The 18,666-nt window shown below is 61.2% G+C and carries 12 protein-coding genes and 1 pseudogene; 5 read left to right on the top strand and 8 right to left on the bottom strand.

Annotated features, from left to right (window positions below; all coding sequences use genetic code 11):
• Nucleotides 1–16: 16 nt before the first annotated feature.
• Nucleotides 17–1,788 (bottom strand): annotated as a pseudogene (locus LJ360_RS16855) (SLC13 family permease).
• A 165-nt stretch (nucleotides 1,789–1,953) separates the two neighbouring features.
• Between LJ360_RS16855 and LJ360_RS16860 the strand changes: the two are divergent.
• The gene (locus tag LJ360_RS16860) at nucleotides 1,954–3,252 is read left to right on the top strand and encodes a YjgN family protein (RefSeq protein WP_091852772.1); all 1,299 of its coding nucleotides are present in this window, start codon (nucleotides 1,954–1,956) and stop codon (nucleotides 3,250–3,252) included.
• Nucleotides 3,233–4,324 (top strand): M48 family metallopeptidase, encoded by a 1,092-nt coding sequence (locus tag LJ360_RS16865; protein WP_091852775.1) that lies wholly within the window; start codon nucleotides 3,233–3,235, stop codon nucleotides 4,322–4,324. Before LJ360_RS16860 ends, LJ360_RS16865 begins: the two co-directional genes overlap by 20 nt.
• 44 nt (nucleotides 4,325–4,368) lie before the next feature.
• Here the strand turns inward: LJ360_RS16865 and LJ360_RS16870 are convergent.
• The 3 genes from LJ360_RS16870 to LJ360_RS16880 all read right to left on the bottom strand — a co-directional run bounded on the left by LJ360_RS16870 (nucleotide 4,369) and on the right by LJ360_RS16880 (nucleotide 9,484).
• Nucleotides 4,369–5,600, bottom strand: a protein-coding gene (locus LJ360_RS16870) for an IS3 family transposase (RefSeq protein ID WP_413774376.1) whose coding sequence is annotated in 2 segments (ribosomal slippage) — nucleotides 4,369–5,246 and nucleotides 5,246–5,600 — 1,233 coding nt in all. Because the reading frame shifts where the segments join, the coding sequence is not laid out codon by codon here.
• Between the two features lie 141 nt (nucleotides 5,601–5,741).
• A complete protein-coding gene (locus tag LJ360_RS16875) occupies nucleotides 5,742–7,331 on the bottom strand; it encodes an isocitrate lyase (protein WP_091852778.1) in 1,590 nt (529 codons plus the stop codon).
• A gap of 182 nt (nucleotides 7,332–7,513) precedes the next feature.
• Nucleotides 7,514–9,484 (bottom strand): CASTOR/POLLUX-related putative ion channel, encoded by a 1,971-nt coding sequence (locus LJ360_RS16880; RefSeq protein ID WP_091852781.1) that lies wholly within the window; start codon nucleotides 9,482–9,484, stop codon nucleotides 7,514–7,516.
• A 102-nt stretch (nucleotides 9,485–9,586) separates the two neighbouring features.
• On the opposite strand from LJ360_RS16880, the gene LJ360_RS16885 reads away from it, so the two are divergent.
• Nucleotides 9,587–10,567 carry a ChaN family lipoprotein gene (locus LJ360_RS16885; protein WP_091852784.1) on the top strand — a complete coding sequence of 327 codons (981 nt, stop codon included), beginning with the start codon at nucleotides 9,587–9,589 and terminating at the stop codon, nucleotides 10,565–10,567.
• Nucleotides 10,568–10,588: 21 nt separating this feature from the next.
• Here LJ360_RS16885 and LJ360_RS16890 read toward each other — a convergent pair whose 3' ends face one another.
• Nucleotides 10,589–11,656 (bottom strand): beta-N-acetylglucosaminidase domain-containing protein, encoded by a 1,068-nt coding sequence (locus LJ360_RS16890; RefSeq protein WP_091852787.1) that lies wholly within the window; start codon nucleotides 11,654–11,656, stop codon nucleotides 10,589–10,591.
• A 146-nt stretch (nucleotides 11,657–11,802) separates the two neighbouring features.
• On the opposite strand from LJ360_RS16890, the gene LJ360_RS16895 reads away from it, so the two are divergent.
• Nucleotides 11,803–12,870 carry an acyltransferase family protein gene (locus LJ360_RS16895; RefSeq protein ID WP_264994486.1) on the top strand — a complete coding sequence of 356 codons (1,068 nt, stop codon included), beginning with the start codon at nucleotides 11,803–11,805 and terminating at the stop codon, nucleotides 12,868–12,870.
• Between the two features lie 21 nt (nucleotides 12,871–12,891).
• Here LJ360_RS16895 and LJ360_RS16900 read toward each other — a convergent pair whose 3' ends face one another.
• The 3 genes from LJ360_RS16900 to LJ360_RS16910 form a co-directional block, all read right to left on the bottom strand.
• Nucleotides 12,892–13,719, bottom strand: a complete 828-nt coding sequence (locus LJ360_RS16900; RefSeq protein WP_264994487.1) for a TlpA disulfide reductase family protein — start codon at nucleotides 13,717–13,719, stop codon at nucleotides 12,892–12,894.
• 88 nt (nucleotides 13,720–13,807) lie between these two features.
• Nucleotides 13,808–14,893: an ATP-binding protein gene (locus LJ360_RS16905; protein WP_264994488.1), complete on the bottom strand. Its 1,086-nt coding sequence runs from the start codon at nucleotides 14,891–14,893 to the stop codon at nucleotides 13,808–13,810.
• A gap of 1 nt (nucleotide 14,894) precedes the next feature.
• Entirely contained in the window at nucleotides 14,895–17,129 is a 2,235-nt protein-coding gene (locus LJ360_RS16910) for an ATPase, T2SS/T4P/T4SS family (protein WP_264996056.1), read from the bottom strand.
• A 225-nt stretch (nucleotides 17,130–17,354) separates the two neighbouring features.
• Here LJ360_RS16910 and LJ360_RS16915 point away from each other — a divergent pair, with 225 nt between their 5' ends.
• Complete coding sequence (locus tag LJ360_RS16915; protein WP_091852796.1) at nucleotides 17,355–18,638, top strand: MgtC/SapB family protein; 1,284 nt, start codon at nucleotides 17,355–17,357, stop codon at nucleotides 18,636–18,638.
• Nucleotides 18,639–18,666 lie beyond the last annotated feature (28 nt).

Below are 18,666 nucleotides of genomic sequence, written 5' to 3' on the forward strand. Positions count from 1 at the left end.
CGGTCCTGCGCCGGGCTCATGCCCAGACCAGCAGGATCACCGGTACCGAGATAGCGACAACCAGCACCGACAGCGGCAACCCGAGGCGCCAGTAATCACCGAACCGGAAACCGCCCGGCTCCATCACCAGGGCATTGGACTGGTGTCCGATGGGAGTCAGAAAGGCACAGGAAGCACCAACCGCCACGGCCATCAGGGTCGCATCGGAGGCGATACCCAACTGCGACGAGAGACTCAGGGCGATGGGCGCCACCAGTATGGCAGCCGCCGCGTTGTTAACCACGTTGGACAGCAACATGGTGCCAGCCACCAGCACCACCAGCAGCACCGCAGGGGAGAGCCCCTGCCCGACCGCCATCAGCTGATTCGCAATCAGGCCTGCGCCGCCAGTAGAATCCAGCGCACCACCCACAGGGATCATGGCCCCCAGTAGAACAATGATGGACCAGTCGATGGCCCGGTAAGCCTCCGCGGTGTCCAGGATATCGGCCAGCACCATGGTAACCGCCGCGCCAACCAGTGCCACAGGGGCCGACAGCCAACCGGCAAGTATCAACGCGATAGCCCCCAGGAAAATGCTGCCGGCGATCCAGGTACGGCGCTGGGTGCCAAACTGCAGGCCCCGTTCCGCCAGTGGCAGGCAACCAATATCCCGCAGGGCTCCATTGAGAGTGTCGTCCTTTCCCTGAACCAGCAATATATCCCCCGCCCTCAGGGTAATCTGCCCCACCCTTTCCTTCAGTCGATGCCCCTGACGCGCCACCGCGATGATGACCAGGCCCTGGCGTTCCAGCAACCGCAGACGGTTGGCCGTTTGGCCGATGAGGGAGGATTCGGGGGTCACAACGGCTTCTGCAATCCGGTAATCGTCCTGGTCCAGGTCCTCCCGGTTATCGCCATTGTCCTCCCCCAGCTCCAGGCCGGCCTTGTCCACCGCCGCCTGCAGACTGTCCGTATCCGCCTGCACCAGCAGCAGGTCCCCGGCCTGCAGCACCTGGTAAGTGGAGGGAGCCAGCTGGCGCTTGCCGTTGCGAATCAGCCCCACCACTGCCAGGTCAGCGTCATCGCGGTTGTCCGCCAGCAGGTCATGGAGCGGGCGACCGATGTAGTCCGACTCTTCGGGAATCCGCAACTCGGTGAGGTAATCGCCAACACTGAACAGTTTTTCGCCCTCATCCGCCTCTCCTCGCCGTGGCGTCAGCCGCCACCCGATCAGGGCAATGAATGCGACACCGGCAAGGGTAATGGCCGCCCCCACGGGCAGGAAATCCAGCAGCCCGAAATGGCTACCACCTTCCCGGTAGGAGGCGATGATGATGTTGGGGGGCGTACCGATCAGGGTCATGGTGCCGCCGAGCAGGGAGCCAAACGCCAGCGGCATCAGCAGGTAGGAGGGCGACCGTCCGGATTGCCGTGCCATCCAGACCGCCACCGGCATCAGCAGGGCAAGGGCGCCCACGTTATTGATGAAACCGGAACACAGGGCCACCACGCCCGTCAGCGTTGCGACCTGGACGGCCGGCCTGTCGCCGACACGGCCGAGTACCCGGGCAATGCTGTCCACCACCCCTGCATTCACCAGCCCCTGACTGATCACCAGGACCGCTGCCACCGTTATCACCGCCGGATGGCCGAAGCCTGCAAAGAGCTCCGCCGACGGCACCAAGCCCGCTATCGCCACCACCAGCAGTGCCAGCATGGCAACCAGGTCAACCGGATCCGGTTCCAGATGAACAGCCCGAGGGTGGCCAGCAATACCGCAAACACTATGCCCTGATCTGTGGTCAACTTCCCTGATCCTTCCCGATTTGTCAGTAAAACAGAGGCTTAACCCGGAATCATGTCAGAAAAATGTGTCTGACATCACGGCCGCATTATGACAGTCAGTTAATATATCGTTCATCATAAGGGTTTACCCTCCCAGCACCCAACAACTCTCAGCAAGGGAATGCCATGTCAGAGCAGCAGTTCAAGATCGTATTCGAAGGACGTGTCGCGGAGGGCGTTTCGCCGGACCAGGCCCGAGATAACATCCGGGCACTGTTCAGCCTTTCAGATGCCAGGCTGGAACACCTTTTCTCCGGCCAGCCAGTCGTCATGAAGTCCGGCCTTGATGCGGGTGCCGCAGACAATTATCTCAACCGCATGCAGCGGGCCGGCATCGTAGCGACCCGGGTCGCCATGAGAGCCCCGGCCCCCGCTGCTCCGCCGACACCTCCCGTACCCCCCGTCAAACCGACAGGTTCCGCCGGATCCGGCCGCGAAGATGACGAACCACGTATCGCCGGCTTTCGGTTCAATGGCAATGGCAAGGAATACTTCGGTATCTGGATCGTCAACATCCTGCTGACCATCGTTACCCTTGGCATCTACTCTGCCTGGGCCAAGGTACGCAACCTGCAGTATTTCTATGGCAACACCGAACTGGACGGCGCCAGCTTCCAGTTCCTCGCCAGGCCCACCACCATCCTCAAGGGCCGGCTGATCGCCCTGGCGGCACTGATCCTGTATTCCGCGGCCTTTGCCTTCTTCCCGGTTATCGGCCTTTTGCTCATGGTGTTGCTGGTGATTGGCACACCCTGGATTATCGTGCGCTCGCTGCGTTTCCATGCCATCAACACGGCCTATCGCAACGTACGCTTCGACTTTGAGGGTCGTTACCTGGACGCGCTGATGCTCACGCTGATCTGGCCTGTACTCAACGCGCTCTGCCTGTTCCTGCTGACGCCGCTGATCGCCCGCAAGGGACATCAGTTTCTGGTAGAGGGCAGTCGCTACGGTACAACACCCTTCCAGTGGCATGGAGCCACCGGCACCTACTATCGTTTCTTCGGAATCGGGCTGTTGATTGCCATCGGTGTGATTGTGGCAGCCATCGTCCTGTCCATGATAAACCCGGTTATTGGACCGATCATCGGTGCTGTGGGTTACCTGGGACTGTTCGGCTACTTCAAGGCCGGGCTGGCGAACCTGATGATCAACCACGCCGAGCTGTCTGACCACCAGCTCACCTCCGAGCTGGAGCCCGTCCGCCTGGCCTGGATCTTGGTCAGCAACAGTTTCCTCACCGTTATCACCCTGGGCCTTTACCTGCCCTGGGCCAAGGTGCGCCTGGCCAGGTATCGGGCCGATCGCACCAGCATGGCAATCCAGGGGGACCTGGACCACTTCGTGGCCGCCGAGAGCCGCCGTACCAGCGCCCTAGGTGAAGAACTCGGGGAGGCATTCGACGTTGGCTTCGCCGCGATCTGAGCCCGGTCTCACCATACATGGCCGGTTCTACACCGGCACCGACTCGCGCAGCCGCCCTGCCCGCCTTTCGCTGGCGGAGGGTCGGCTGCAGCTAGATACTGGTCCCGCGGAACACCGCCGTGAGCTCACATCCCGGGAGGTCACCCTGAGCCCCCGGGTGGGCAATACCCCCCGCTATCTTTACCTGCCGGACGACGGAGTGTTCGAAACCACCGAGAACGACCAGGTGGACATTCTCTCCCGGCGGATTCATCAGGGCCTGGGTGCAAGGCTGGTCCACCGGCTGGAAAACCACCTTGGACTGATCCTGGCTGCCGCACTTGCCACCACTCTGGTCACGGTACTGACGTTTACCCACGGCATTCCTGCGCTGTCGTCGCTGGTCGCCCGGGCCCTGCCAGATGAACTGGCAAGCCAGATGTCTCAGGAAACGCTGCAGCAGATGGACGATTTCATGCTGTCTCCGTCCGGGCTTCCAGCCGAGCGCCAGCGGTCACTCCAGGCCCATTTCACCCCGCTGCTGGCCAGCGAACCGGAACACAGCTTTCAGGTGATGTTCCGCAGCGGTGAAGGTATCGGCGCCAACGCCTTTGCCCTGCCCGACGGCACCATCATCTTTACCGACGACATGGTGCAACTGGCGAAACACCCGGACGAGCTTTCAGCGGTGCTGGCCCATGAGATGGGGCATGTCGTGGCCAACCACGGCCTTCGGGGCGTGGTGCAATCGTCTCTGGTTGGCTGGATGATCGTGATGATGACCGGCGACCTCTCCGCCGCGTCGGACATGGTCGTGGTTGCCCCGGCGCTACTGATGAACCTGTCCTACTCAAGGGGTATGGAGCGTGAAGCAGACGCCTACGCCCTGGAGCTGATGCTGGCTGAGGGCCTGGAACCCAGCCATTTCAGCAACCTGATGCTCCGCCTGGAGGCCTCTCACCAACAGAGAAAAGAGAAAGGAAGCGCGGACACGGACAGTAATGGCTGGGGCGAGCGTATTGGCGGCGCGCTGTCATCCCACCCCCTGACCCGGGAGCGAATCGAGCAATTCGAGCGGGCCTCCGCACAGTAACCCAAACGTCAATGTCTAGTCCTGAAATAGGTTTACACCTGTTTCTATCGGAACGCCCGGTGCACTGCATCGGGCGTTTTGTATTTCAGAGCCAGGTGTGGCCGCCTTGTGTTATAGATTTGCACGGACTGCTCAACCATCTTTTGAGCCTCAGCCAAGTCCTTGGGGCGCGCTAGCAAGAACTCCGTTTTCAGTATCCCATTCACCCGCTCAGCCAACGCATTTTGATAACAGTCGTAGCCATCTGTCATTGAACAACGAATACCGTGTTTGGCATGAAGCTGTTGGTATGGTGCGGAGCAATACTGGCTTCCCCGATCCGAGTGATGAACCAGCTCTCCAGAGAATTGCCTTCCCTTCAACGCCTTATGCATGGCTTGTATCACTCCCTCCGTATGGAGGGTTTCATGGACATGGTGGCCCACGATTTTCCGGGAGAAGGCATCCGTAATCAGGCTCAGATAGGCCGAGCCCTGATGGGTCGGCAAATAGGTAATATCTGCCACCCAGAGCTGCTCAGGGGCATTTGGTACGACCTGTCCCGGGCCTGCTTTCAGCAGGTTGGGGTGGCAGCGAAGGTAGTGATGGCTGTGGGTGGTCCTATGATAAGCACGTTTGCGGGGAACCAGTTGTCGATGTGCCCTCAGGAGATCAAATAGTCGATCCCGGCCCATGCATAAATCGGCATTCGGTTTCAGTAGTGAATGCAGCTTACGGGTGCCCAGGCGAGGCTGGAGCAGGCGCTCTCCCCGCACAAAGTCCAACACCAGCCGCTCATGGGCCTTACGAACCGCATCAGCTTTGAAGTGCTGGTAATACGCCTGACGGGAGAAACCTAGATATCGGCAAGCCCGAGTGACGCTCAGGCCCTGGATCTGCTTTTGCGCGAGGACTTGCCGGACCGCTTTTTTACGACGCGACAGCCATAGTCTTTTTGCAGAACATCCACAACAGATTCAAAGAACTGGGCTTTCTGGTTGGCTTCATCGAGCTGCTGCTCCAACTCTTTGATGCGCTGCTCGGGTGTGAGTGGAAGATCCGGTTTGGCCATCGCAGCCCCCTTACGAACGAAGAGCAAGGCCGCCGGGCTCCAGTCCTGCTGGCCATGCTTACGTAACCACGTTAGCACCGTCGAGCGACCCTGGATACCGTATCGTTCCTGAGCTTGCTTGTAAGTCATCTCGCCCTTTTCAACCTGGTCTACCACCGCCAATTTAAAGGCCAGGGAATAATCTCGCTGACTCCTCCGCCTCGTCGTATTCACAACACCCTCCATAATCTTCAGTGGAAAGGTGTAAACCTTATTCAGGACGAGTCACAATACGCAAAAAGGCCGGCAGGATCATCTCCTGCCGGCCTTTTTGTCAGGTGGTGCCAGGCTCCCGCGGGAGCCCGGACCAGACAACGAACGGTTCGATCAGAACTGGTTCATGGTGTTGTCTTTACCACCGGCCTTCAGAGCCGCTTCACCTGCGAAGAACTCCTTGTGGTCATCGCCGATATTGGAACCGGCCATGTCCTGGTGCTTCACAGTCGCGATACCCTGACGGATTTCCTTACGCTGTACGCCAGCAACGTAGGCCAGCATGCCTTCGTCACCGAAGTAGCCCTTGGCCAGGTTGTCGGTAGACAGGGCCGCAGTGTGGTAAGTCGGCAGGGTAATCAGGTGGTGGAAGATGCCCGCTTCGCGAGATGCGTCGCGCTGGAAGTTCTGACACCACTCGTCGGCCAGCTGAGCCAGCTCGGTGCTGTCGTACTCTTCGCTCATCAGGTTGGCGCGGTCGTAGGCAGATACGTCCTTGCCTTCTTCCTTCCACGCGTCGAATACCTGCTGACGGAAGTTCAGGGTCCAGTTGAAGGACGGGCTGTTGTTGTAGACCAGCTTGGCATCGGGCACAACTTCACGGATGCGGTTAACCATGCTGGCGATCTGGCCAACGTGGGGCTTCTCGGTCTCGATCCACAGCAGGTCAGCGCCGTTCTGCAGGCTGGTGATACAGTCGAGGACAACACGGTCTTCGCCAGTGCCCGGACGGAACTGGAACAGGCCGGAAGCCAGGCGTTTCGGCTTCATCAGCTTGCCGTTGGACTTGATCACAACGTCGCCGTTGTTGATTTCAGACGCATCCTCGATGTAGTCGCCGTCCAGGAAGCTGTTGTACTGGTCGCCCAGGTCGCCCGGCTCGTCGGTAACAGCCAGCTTCTGGGTCAGGCCAGCACCCAGGGAGTCGGTACGGGCAACGATCACACCGTCATCAACACCCAGCTCCAGGAACGCCAGACGAACGGCGTTGATCTTGGACAGGAAGTCAGCGTGCGGAACAGTTACCTTACCGTCCTGGTGGCCACACTGCTTCTCGTCAGATACCTGGTTCTCGATCTGGATGCAGCAGGCACCGGCTTCGATCATCTTCTTGGCCAGCAGGTAGGTGGCTTCTGCGTTACCGAAACCGGCATCGATGTCGGCAATGATCGGCACAACGTGGGTTTCGTGGTTGTCGATCTGCTTGATCAGCTCTTCAGCCTTGGCGTTGTCGCCAGCGTTTTCGGCTTCTTCCAGGGCGCGGAACAGGTGGTTCAGTTCCCAGGCATCCGCCTGGCGCAGGAAGGTGTACAGTTCTTCGATCAGGCCGGATACGGCAGTCTTCTCGTGCATGGACTGGTCAGGCAGCGGACCAAACTCGGAACGCAGGGCAGCAACCATCCAGCCGGACAGGTACAGGTAACGGCGCTTGGTGCTACCGAAATGCTTCTTGATGGACAGCATCTTCTGCTGGCCAATGAAGCCATGCCAGCAACCCAGGGACTGGGTGTACTGAGAAGTGTCCTTGTCGTAGTTCGCCATGTCTTCGCGCATGATCTTGGCGGTGTACTTGGCGATATCCAGACCGGTCTTGAACTTGTTCTGGGCGCGCATGCGAGCGGCATGCTTCGGGTTGATAGCGTTCCAGGTCGGATTCTGCTTCAGGATAGAAGCAATCTGGTCAACGTCTTTTGCGTAAGGCATGGTCTCAGTCCTTGCAGTTGAGGGTTGATGGTCTTGCAGTGAACCAGCATCCCGCTCAAAATTTGAGCAGATCACCGAAGAGTGGGCCTACTTTAGTCACTAACGAAGCATAATTGAAATTTATATTATCTATTTCCGGCATTTTTCTTATGAATGCAGGAGTGCTTTCATAACACGCTGATTTACAAGATACCGGGGTCCGGTGTATCAACGCTGACGGCCAGCACTACCAGGCGGTCTCCCGGCGTCAGCTCCAGATAATCCCGCCGGGGCGGGTTGAGCTGCAGGCGATGACCTCTTTCATCGGCCTGTTTGCGGTAGATACCCAGGGCCACCTCCCCTTCCGCCGCCAGGGTTTTCTCCAGCAGCAGGAAATCAGCACTGGCCGGCAGGGGGTAATCGGACGGGTCGCGGAACTGGATCTCCGGGCCACCAACGGTGAACAGTTCATCCAGTACCACTCGCAGCTCCCGGCGCAGGGCAACCTGTGCCAATACATGGCTGAGTATCATGGAGCTGATCATCATCTCGCTCTGATGGCCGTAAAGTAGCTGACGGTTATCCGGGTCGCTCAGCTCCATGATCAGCTGTGGTCGGCGACTTCCCTCCGACAGGAGGTCTTCGAGCTGCAGGTACCCCACCATGGCACGGGCGTCCGCCTCTTCCCCAGACGCCAGCCGGTCGCTGCTCACCAGCAGGATGGCGTCATAGTCCGCCGGCGCCACCTGGCGCAGCTCCTCCTCAACCATGTAATCCGCCTCCAGGTGACGGCAACCGACGCCGCCATTCACACCGGGATACCGGCTGATCGCCCGTTCCCGTTCGCTGGCCGGCACAACTGACACGACATCCACTTCAAAGTCACTGTGTCCATAACTGGCCATCTCGGCCACCAGGCTGGGTACACGGCGGTTCCATCCCAGCACCAGGACCCTGTGGCGACTCTTTGCCGGCACCGGGGGCATCCTGGCCGGATTGCGACGGATCTCAGGCAGCGCTGCCTTGTGGCTATCGGCTTCGGTAGCGTCATAGGACCGGGCCATCAGCACGACCCGGTCCACGGCTTCGATCCGGGTGTCGGATGGAGCCACCAGGCGTACCTGCCAGCCTTGGCCGGCCGGCTGTAACAAACCCAGCACAATGGCCTCCGGCCGCTGGGCTGAGAGTTCGCCAAGGGTCATACCGGCAACGGGTTCGCCGCTGCGAACATAGAGCTCATTGCCGCCCTCACCCGCCAGTAGCTCGTTGTACACCTCGGACAGGCCCGGGTGGAGGATATTCTGGACCATCAACCGGCTGATGGTGACATCACCGGCTACCACCTCCACTGCCCCCGGATAGGCGCGCTCGATCACCGGCAGCTTGCGGACGTCCTGCAGCTCTGCCACCACAAAGGGTAATGGCGACTGGAAGTGCCGGGCCTGGGCGGCAATGGATAACAACGCCTTGACCGTCTCCACATCGGAGGTGACCAGGCTGCCCGCCTCATGGACCGAGCTGGGCACAATCACCGCCGCCGCATCCAGGCAGGCCACCCGGTGCAGGGCGTCCGGCTGGATGGCAAGGCCCGAGCGGAGGATGACCTGCCGCGCCCTTGACCCGATACCCGGTTCCATTCGTAATTCATGTACCTGTTCAGCGCTGGCCTCTTCGGCCAGCACGACGAGGTTGAGCCGCGACGCCTCGTGTTTCTCCAGGAACCTCCGCATGCGACCGGTTGAGCCGAGCAGTTCAGACAGAAGCGGCAGGGTCTGGCTGCTCCATCCCAGGACAACAATATGGTTTTTCAGGGTAACCGGTGTCAGGCCCCGCTCCAGCTCGTCCATGCGGGCAATCAACCAGCGGGTCAGGATAGCCACCAGGGTGCCCATGAACACCACGTAGCCGCTGATGGTCAGCAGGGTGGAAACAATCCGCTGCCAGGCGCCAACGTCGTCGCCCAGGTAGCCAGGGTCGGTAAGTCGCAGGAAGGCCCACCAGATGGCATTGCCGATGTGGTCGAAGTCGCCGTCCAGGGGCACCACCAGGATACCCCCGATGAACGAGATAATGGCGATAAAAGCAGCCACCACCAGCAACTGGAAGCCAGCGCCCTTGACCAGCTGGCGTTCAACAAGGAACTTGACGCGATCGACAATACGAAAGGGAAGCATAGAATCTCTGCCTGGTGAACAATGCCCTATAGAATAACGCAGTTAGCGCCTGCTGCCTCGAGACAAAGGCGAAGACCACCTGTACGGGAGCACGATGCGACCATGAAGATTACCGGCCTGATAACCACCGCCTTCCTCGGCCTGCTCCTGCAGGGTTGTACCGCAATGCCACCCGCCGAGGACCCTGGCGCGCCAGTCACCTTCTACGACACCACCGTCAGGGACCACCAGCAACAACCTGTCCCCCTGAGTCGCCTTGTCGACGACCTGGCCACCGCCGACGTGGTCGTCATTGGCGAGTTCCATGGCCACCAGGGCGCCCACCTGCTGCAGGCCCGTTTACAGGCCAGCCTCCATCAACGCCGCCCAGGGCAGGTGCTGGCCATGGAAGCGTTCAACACCGACGTACAGGCGGCTATCGACCGTTACCTGGGAGATAAACTCGGCGAAGATGAACTGATCGAGGATGCCAGCGCCTGGGACAACTATCGGGGGTCTTACCGGCCGCTGATGGAGTACGCCCGTCAGCACAGGATACCGGTGATTGCGGCCAACGCTCCGTCGGAGTTGGTCCGGTGCACAGGCCGCGAGGGCGCCGCCTACGTGGAGTCTCTGCCCGAGGACCGCCGCCAGGCACTGCCATCTGAGCCGTTCCCACAGGTTCCCGGTTACCGCGAACGCTTCTTCGAAACCCTCGGTGGCGGCCATGGCGATCACTCCGCCGAAAACCGTGAAAGGCTGGAAAACACCTACCTTGCCCAGTTATTGCGGGACAGCACCATGGCCGCACAGATCCTGAAGGCTCGGCAGGATTTTCCGGACCACCAGGTGCTGATGATCACCGGCACCTTCCACAGTGAGCAACGTCAGGGGCTGGTAGCCATCCTGGAGCAGCGGGCCCCGGGGCTCGAGGTTCGGGTGCTGACGCCGTTCATGGGGGAAGGAGAAGGCCAGCCTGCCGTCGTGCAAGGGGACTACTGGTACCAACTGTGGCCATTACCACCCAGGTACCGGGACGAGAACCGTGAGCGACAACAGATGATGGAACAATTCCGCAACCGCCCTACCCCCGACTGCAGCTGACGGGGGGTGGCGGCACGCAGGTTACTGGGTCTGAACCATCTCGTCAGTTACCTGGTACTCACCTGCCAACCACCGCAGAATTTCCCGGGCGGCGGGCTGGTCATAGCTCCTGTAAGCCTCGTTCAGGAATGTCAGCCGTTCGGGGCCAATCCGGTGCAATCCGGTGTCCTGGAGAACCAGTAAATCCGCCAGTAGTTGCTGCGCCATGGCCTCTCCCACCACGGTCCGGGCGGCTTCCCGGAAGGCTTCTCCGTAACAATAGTCCTCGCCCCGCTGATAGCTCAGAGCAAGGGTGAGGGCCGGAATGGCGGTCAGCTGCGGCTGCAGGGCCGGGTTGATGGCGTGGCCGCTGACCAGGCCGGCATTGGCGGCCGGACGGCCGGTAAAGCCCCTGAGGTGAAGGTGGCGGGACATGCGATCGCCGTCGTTCACCGGATAGTTGTCCCAAAGCGTCGGCTTGCGCCCCAACTGGCCGGCCACCCGGCGCAGGTGGCCCGGGGAGATTTCCCGGGAACAGACTTCCTCCCCGGTCCAGAAGATATCCACGTCTGGATCAAGGGCCCGGCCCAGATCTTCCAGGTAACCAGACGGACGCTGGCCGAACACCCGGTCCAGTACCGAGTCATCGGAATAGTAGGAAGGGCATACGGCCAGTTGCCGGAAGCCGGTGCGCTGGCTGATCCAGTCGATAATTTCCCCCTGCCGCAAGGCCAGGTCCGGCGTATCCGCCTTCATGTCGTCGAACAGGATGGCGAGGCGACTGACGCCCACGGACTCCAGGAACGACAGTTTGTCCGACAGGGCACGCCTTGCCACCCCGTCGAACTGATTGAAAACCTCCCAGGGGCTAAGCCCGACACCGAAGGCGATCCCCTTGTTATCACACCAGCGGGCAAACCCGTCGATTGCCTCAGCGGCTTCCGGCGGGTGAGGCTCCTGCCAGGCCCGGCGCAGATAGCGATCGGCCTTGGGGGCGTACCAGTAGAAGTTATAGCCATGGGGCTGCAACAGCGCCATCAGTTCCCGCCGGTCCGCCCATTGCCACATGGGCCCATAGAACCCTTCCATTATTCCAAGATCTGGAACCATCCGCGCATCCCCGGTTCATGGTGGTTGTTCAGCCGTTACGGACCTTACGCCAGCGTAAGCCGCAGGCAACCGGATCGTATAGCCAGGCCGTTCGGCGCCCGCCAAGCCTCCGATATACTGCTTCAATCAAAGGGAGGATAACGATCATGGGTGACTCTCAGCAACGGTTACAGGCCCTGGACGCACTGCGCGGCATCGCTGCCCTCGCCGTCGTGCTCTTCCATTACCTGCCCTACTACCATGAGCTCTACGGCCACAGCTTTACACCCTGGGCATGGCTGGAGTTCGGCCGCTACGGCGTGCACCTGTTCTTTATCCTCAGCGGTTTCGTCATTTTCATGACCCTTGAGCGCACCCGCTCCGCGGGCTGGTTCGCCATGGCCCGCTCCATGCGGCTGTTACCCGGCCTCTGGGCCGGCATTGTCATTACCTGGCTGTTCGTCGCCGCCCTAGGCCCCGACGATCGGGCGGTAGGGTTGGGAAGTGCCTTGCTCAATACCACGCTGCTGCACGAGTACCTGGGCTTTCCCCATGTGGATGGCGCCTACTGGAGCCTGGTCATCGAGGCGACCTTCTACGTCTGGATCGGCCTGATGTTTTACACCCTGCGACAGTGGTCCCGGATCCGGCCACTGCTGTGGGCCTGGGTCGCAGTGAGCTACATCGGAGTCCTGTGGTGGAAGGAGATTCCAGCTGCCATGGAATTCCTGGTCAAGGACCTGCTGTTCGTCCGGTATGCTCCGCTGTTCGTGACCGGAATGTTGCTCTACCGCTGGCATCGTTATCATCACCTGTCACTGGCAGACGGGCTGTTACTGGCCCTGAGCATCGGCCATTGCCTGGTGGCCTACAAGGCACCGTTCAGCTACTTTGTGCTGGGCTGCCACGGGGTATTTGCCCTTGCGGTGAATGGCTACCTGGACCGGCTGGCCGTCCGCCCATTGCTGTGGCTGGGCAGCCTGTCCTACGCAGTCTACCTGGTGCACCAGAATGTCGGCTATGGTGTGATCGGCTGGAGTTACGGGCTGGCGTTACCGGGATGGGCCGGTGTCGGACTGGCCCTGCTGATGGCCTTCAGCCTGGCAGCGATAATCCATTACGGCATCGAAAAACCGGCGCTGCGCTGGTTCCGGAAGATGCGTAAGGGCCGGGAGGCAAAACCCGCCGCGCCGATGCCGCTGATGACAGCAAGGGCCCCGGAATCGCAGCCCTGACCCCGGCCCCCACCTGAGCCATTACCGGGAGCCCAGCTTCTCCAGCCCCTGGCGCAGGGTTGCCCGGGACAACTCACCGGTGTGGCTGTCCACCAGCATACCGTCAGCGTTGTAGAACAGGGTGGTTGGCAGGACATGGGCGCCGGTCATTGAGCCCAGACGGTTGTTACGGTCGAGCAGGATGTTCTGCAGTTCGAGGGTTTCCGATCCGAGGAAGTCATTGATGGTTTCCGGCTCTTCGCCCACATTCACGAAGACAAAGTCGATATCATCCCGCTCTGTCTGGGCCTCGGCCAGCACCGGCATTTCCCGGCGACAGGGTGGGCACCAGGTGGCCCAGAGATTCACCACCATTGGACGCCCCGCATCCTCCTGGAACGCCCGCAGATTGACCTGTCCGGCTTCCATGGAGGCCAGCTCCAGCCCGGGCACCGGCCTGGCCTGGTTATCCATCAGCAGGATCAGCCCACTCAGGCCACCCCAGGCCACGACAGCGGACAGCACCGCAGCCGCCAGCGGCCTTCGCAGGGTCTGGCTCCGCCAGCTACGCCAGCACAGCCACAGCAATGCAGCAATCACACCCGCGGTGATATCAAAGCCACCGTCCCGGATATCGATCATGGCGAGCAGGCTATCGTAGCTTTCGCGGTACCGCAGAACGAACACCACCCGGGCAGCCACAAAACCCACCAGGATCAGGGTGAACAGGGCATCACTCACAACCACCCGGTGGCGCCGGCCCAGCAGCGCGCCCACCACCAGTGCCACCATCAGGGCGAACACCATCAACAGCTGGGAAAGGGTAAAGCCGAGGGGGCCAAGGGATACCGTCTGGGACAGAATGGACATACGCGCCTCTGGTCGGATTTGTTCGCAATGAGGCGGCTCTGACCGGATCCGGCGCCCCGGGTTCCCTCCCGGTGCCGACCCACCACAATCAGATCAGGTCTCGATGGGCATAGAGCGCCCGCCAGTGACTTCCAGGGCGTTCGGCTATCTCGGTATCAAAATAGTGCTGCAGCCGGCGCCGGTCTTCCGGGTGATCCTTGAGAGCGGAACCAAGGATGAAGTGCATCAGGCTCTCAGGGGTAACTACGCCGTCGCTGTAGTAGAAGGCATTGACACAGACGGCGTGGGCTACGTTGACCGCTTCCGCCGTAGACATTGCCGCGCCGGCGAGCCTGTCGGTGCTACGGCCACTGAGGGACTGCCCGGTACGAAGCTCGTGGAAGACCGTTACCAGCATTTCGGTGATCTCCGGCGGCAGGCGCACGTCTACGCCGCCCTTGCGGTTGAGTTTGTCCGTTTCCCGAACCACCACGTCCAGCTCGTCCTCGATGCGGTTAATGGGCTGGATGGTCTCAAAGTTCATACGCCGCTTGAGGGCAGCGCTCATCCGGTTCACACCTTCGTCGACACTGTTGGAGGTTGCGATGACATTAAAACCTTCGTTGGCGTAGATGACCCCTCCCTCACCCTCCAGCTCGGGAATCGTAATGACCCGGTCGGACAGCAGCGCAAGCACTGAATCCTGCAGGGGCTGCGGGCAGCGGGCGATCTCCTCAAACCGTACGAACCGGCCCTGCTGCATGCCCCGCAGCATCGGGCTCGGCACCAGCGCCTCCACGCAGGGGCCGCGGTCACGGACGATGGCCTCATTCCAGGTGTACAGCAACTGATTGATGTTGCTCACCGCACCGCCCTGGATAATCAGCGAGGAATCGCCACTGACAGCGGCCGTAATCAGCTCCGACAACCAGGACTTGGCCGTGCCGGGCTCCCCCACCAGCAGCGCGCCCCGGTTGGTGCACAGGGCTACCACAATGCGCTTGATGACCCCCGGCGGGCACACGAACTTGCGGGCTACGCCAAGGGCTTCATTACCCTGGATGAAGGTTTCCACCGCCACCGGTGACATCCGCCAACCCGGCGGCACCGGGTGCTGGTCCTGCTGGCGCAGGCGCTCCAGCTCCTCGTGGAATTCCAGCTCCACCGGCAGTTTCTGTTTGCGCTTGTTGCTCATGTCAACGACGGCCTCCCCGCTTCTCCGGGCTCATCCGGTCTTCCGGCAGAATGCGGGGAAGCTCGGACAATGGAATGTTGCCCTGAATAACATGGTCCAGGGCGCTGTCACGCATGGTAATAAGCCCGGCGTCCAGGGCCAGGCTGCGCATCTCGCCCACAGGCGGCTGCAGGGAAATACCATTGCGGATATCCCGGTTTACTTGCAGGAATTCCACCACCGCGATGCGTCCCCGGGTACCACGGCCCTTGCACTGGGGGCAGCCAGCGCCCTCGAAGCAGCGGAAATCCGCCGGCGCGCCTTCCGGGAACAGCTCCGCCATCACGGTGGGGTCCGCGGTAGCCGGCCGGCGGCAATCGGGGCAGATCCGCTTGGCCAGGCGCTGGGCAATAACGGCCAGTAATTCACTGGCAATGGAGTTGGGGTGAATGCCCAGGTCGTAGAGTCGCTGAAGGGCATCGACGCTGTCATTACAGTGCAGGGTGGAGAGCACGACATGGCCGGTCTGGGACGCGCGAATTGCCTCCAGCGCGGTCTCCTGGTCGCGGATCTCCCCCACCAGGATCACATCCGGGTCCTGGCGCACAAACGAGCGCATGGCGTCGGCAAAACTGAAGCCGATTTCCGGCCGCACCCGGGTCTGCTGGATATTGTCGATGGAATACTCAATGGGATCTTCGACAGTGATGACCTTGCGGCGACCATCATCCGCCAGCTCCTGCAGCCCGGCATACAACGTGGTGGACTTGCCCGAACCGGTGGGCCCCACTACCAGCACCAGCCCCGCGGGATTGTCCAGCAACCGCTGGTACTTGCGGGCGAGCTTGGAGGACATACCCAGCTCCTGCATGGTCATGGCCCGGCCTGTCTGACGGAGCAGCCGGATCACCACGTGTTCGCCATGCAAAGAGGGCTGGGTCTGCACCCGCAGATCAAAGCTGACGTCGCCAAACCTGAGCCGCGAACGCCCGCCCTGGGGCAATCGACGCTCTGCGATATTCAGCTCCGCCCGCAGCTTGATCACATTGACCACGCCCAGCAGCTGTGCCGGTGTCAGCCGGTAGTGGTCCAGGTCGTGAAGTTCGCCGTCAATCCGTAACCTTACCCGTACCCGACTTCCATAGCGTTCGATGTGTATGTCACTGGCCTGCTGGCTCACGGCTTCCAGCAGAATGCCTTCGTAGAGCGAGACCAGGTAGGGGGTAACCTCACCTTCCCGGCCAGCCTCGAAGGACTCCCCCGTGCTGCGGTCAGCCTGGGCCTGGGCTGCAGCCGATACCTCGTTACCCCGCTCGGAAATGGACAGATGGGACCATAACCGACGGAAGTCTGTTGGTGTGACCAGGAGCGGGGAAATCTCGACATCAGTGAGATGCGCAATCGCGTCCAGGTGGGCGTCGGGATTATCACTGGCCACAAACAACTGCCGGTCCCGTTTGTACACCGGAATCAGGCGGTGATGCTCAAGGAATGACCGGGAGAAGCGCGCAAACAGGCCCGGGTCGACTTCCGGCAACAGTGTGTCCAGCTCAATCAGGGTCAGGCCACGGCGGGTGGCCGCCAGCTTGCGGTAGACTTCCCGCTCACTCACCGCCGGGTTCTTCAACGCCTGGCCCAGTGGCGTGGTTCCTGGCGGAACCTGAAGTCCGGCTGCCCCTTCCTGCAACAGGCCGAGGTCAATCAGTGCCTCTTCCGTAGTTCGCCGGAAATCCACACGGCACAGCTGGCCCTGCCGCTGCAGGACTCCGGAGCGAAGCTGGTAGTGAACCAGCCCCGGAGCACTCTCCGGCACGGCTTCCAGGCAGAACAGTGAGCCGCCCTCGCCGAGCAGGGGAACAAGGGCATCGGTGGACCCAAGAAAGGTCGTCACAAGGATGACATCGAAACTGTGTTGCTCCAGGGCCAGGTCCTCTTCGGCATCGCCCTGACGGAAGCCCAGATTGTCCAGGGAAAGTCCATGGACATTGTGGGAGGCCAGTTCAACCATGACGGGGTCCCGGTCAACTGCCACCACCTGGCGGAACAGCCTGGCCAGCACCGCCGCAACATAGCCGGAACCAGCCCCTACATGGAGAACCCGGCTATCAGCGGGCAACGGCGGAAGGGATTCCAGCACATGCCTGACCGTCGCACGGCCGGGAATGCTGTGCCCGGAAAGTTGCGGCTCCAGGTCAGCGGATGAAACGAAGGCCTGGCGAGGGACACGGCGCAGCGCTTCGGCTACGCGGGAGGTCATGGCAGTCACAGCACTCTCCGGACAACAGGTTGCCGGCCGGGCCAGCAACAAAACGGAACAACAGGCAGCTGCCTGGTTTCACGGAACACGGCCTCATCCGTTATGCTTGTCCAGGATTCAGGGCCGGGTGGCCCGGGCAATTAGCACCAGACCGTTTTATCCGAGATTACCATGCCCCGCCCGGATACCCGATAAGCAATTTTACCAGACCGGATCTGACGCGCTGTGGATGATGTTGCAAGCACCTTCCTGGATAACAACCAGATCGCGATCCAGCTAGCTGTCGCCCTGCTGCTGGGGGCGTTGATCGGTCTTGAAAGGGGCTGGGAGGCCAGGGCCAGGGAGCCTGGCAAGCGAATCGCCGGTATCCGTACCCATGCCCTCACCGGCCTGCTGGGGGCTATTGCAGCGCTGCTCAGCCAGACCCTTACGCCCTGGGCCTTCCCGGTCATGTTGCTGGGTCTTATTGGCGCCACCCTGGTGTCTTACCGGGCCCGCACCCCGGAAACCGGCGACTACAGCATTACCGGCATTATCGGCCTGCTGCTCACCTTCTGCTTCGGCGCCATGGTGGTAGCGGTGGATATGGCCCTGGCGGCGGCGGCAGCGGTTATCACGGCGTTGATTCTCGATAACAAGGAAGAAATACACGGGGCCCTGAATAAACTCCAGGCACACGAACTGGACGCGGCCCTGAAACTGCTCCTGATTAGCGTTGTCATGCTGCCCCTGCTGCCGGATCGGGGTATGGGGCCGGGTAACGTCCTCAATCCCTACGAGATCTGGTGGATGGTGGTGCTGATCGCATCGGTGTCGTTCGTCGGCTATTTCGCCATCCGGGTCGGCGGGACTGAAAAGGGAATCCTGTTTACCAGCCTGTTTGCCGGACTGAGCTCGTCCACGGCCCTGACCTTGCACTTTGCCCGTCAGTCACGTCGCAACGGGGAGCTTAGCCCCATCTACGCAGCGGGCATACTGATTGCCTGCGGTACCATGTTCCCCCGCATCCTGATTTACGGCGCCATCATCAATCGCGAGCTTTTGCCTGCGCTGACGGGGCCTGTGCTGACCATGGCGGCCGTACTTTACCTGGCTGCGGGACTGATCTGGGCCAGCCACCGGCACAACATCCGAGTGAATCAGCCCGAGCTGAGCCAGAACCCGCTGGACCTGAAGTCCGCACTGGTATTCGGAGTATTGCTCACAGTGATCCTGTTGCTGGGGGAATGGCTCAGTGAGTGGCTGGGGGATCTGGGTATCTACGTGCTGGCGGCCACATCCGGCATTACCGATGTAGACGCCATCACCCTGTCCCTGACCCGGATGTCACTGGCAAGCATTGCCGGGGCCACGGCAGTGCTGGGCATTGTGATCGCCGCCTCCGTCAATAACCTGGTGAAATCCATGATGGCTGCCTTTATCGGCACCGTGCGCCTGGGATTTCTGGTGGGGCTACCCATGGCGATATCACTGACTGCCGGACTGGCAGTGGCGTGGAGCCTGTTCTGAACAATCAGGTGACAAATTCCGATCATTT

This window comes from Marinobacter sp. AN1 (assembly GCF_026013985.1).
Taxonomy (GTDB): Bacteria; Pseudomonadota; Gammaproteobacteria; order Pseudomonadales; family Oleiphilaceae; genus Marinobacter; species Marinobacter segnicrescens.

Bases quoted from the DNA above. Each gene is read 5' to 3' on its own strand.
- LJ360_RS16860 (WP_091852772.1), top strand. From the start codon at position 1,954: ATGTCAGAGCAGCAGTTCAAGATCGTATTCGAAGGACGTGTCGCGGAG.
- LJ360_RS16875 (WP_091852778.1), bottom strand. From the start codon at position 7,331: ATGCCTTACGCAAAAGACGTTGACCAGATTGCTTCTATCCTGAAGCAG.
- LJ360_RS16880 (WP_091852781.1), bottom strand. From the start codon at position 9,484: ATGCTTCCCTTTCGTATTGTCGATCGCGTCAAGTTCCTTGTTGAACGC.
- LJ360_RS16885 (WP_091852784.1), top strand. From the start codon at position 9,587: ATGAAGATTACCGGCCTGATAACCACCGCCTTCCTCGGCCTGCTCCTG.
- LJ360_RS16890 (WP_091852787.1), bottom strand. From the start codon at position 11,656: ATGGTTCCAGATCTTGGAATAATGGAAGGGTTCTATGGGCCCATGTGG.
- LJ360_RS16895 (WP_264994486.1), top strand. From the start codon at position 11,803: ATGGGTGACTCTCAGCAACGGTTACAGGCCCTGGACGCACTGCGCGGC.
- LJ360_RS16900 (WP_264994487.1), bottom strand. From the start codon at position 13,719: ATGTCCATTCTGTCCCAGACGGTATCCCTTGGCCCCCTCGGCTTTACC.
- LJ360_RS16905 (WP_264994488.1), bottom strand. From the start codon at position 14,893: ATGAGCAACAAGCGCAAACAGAAACTGCCGGTGGAGCTGGAATTCCAC.
- LJ360_RS16910 (WP_264996056.1), bottom strand. From the start codon at position 17,129: ATGACCTCCCGCGTAGCCGAAGCGCTGCGCCGTGTCCCTCGCCAGGCC.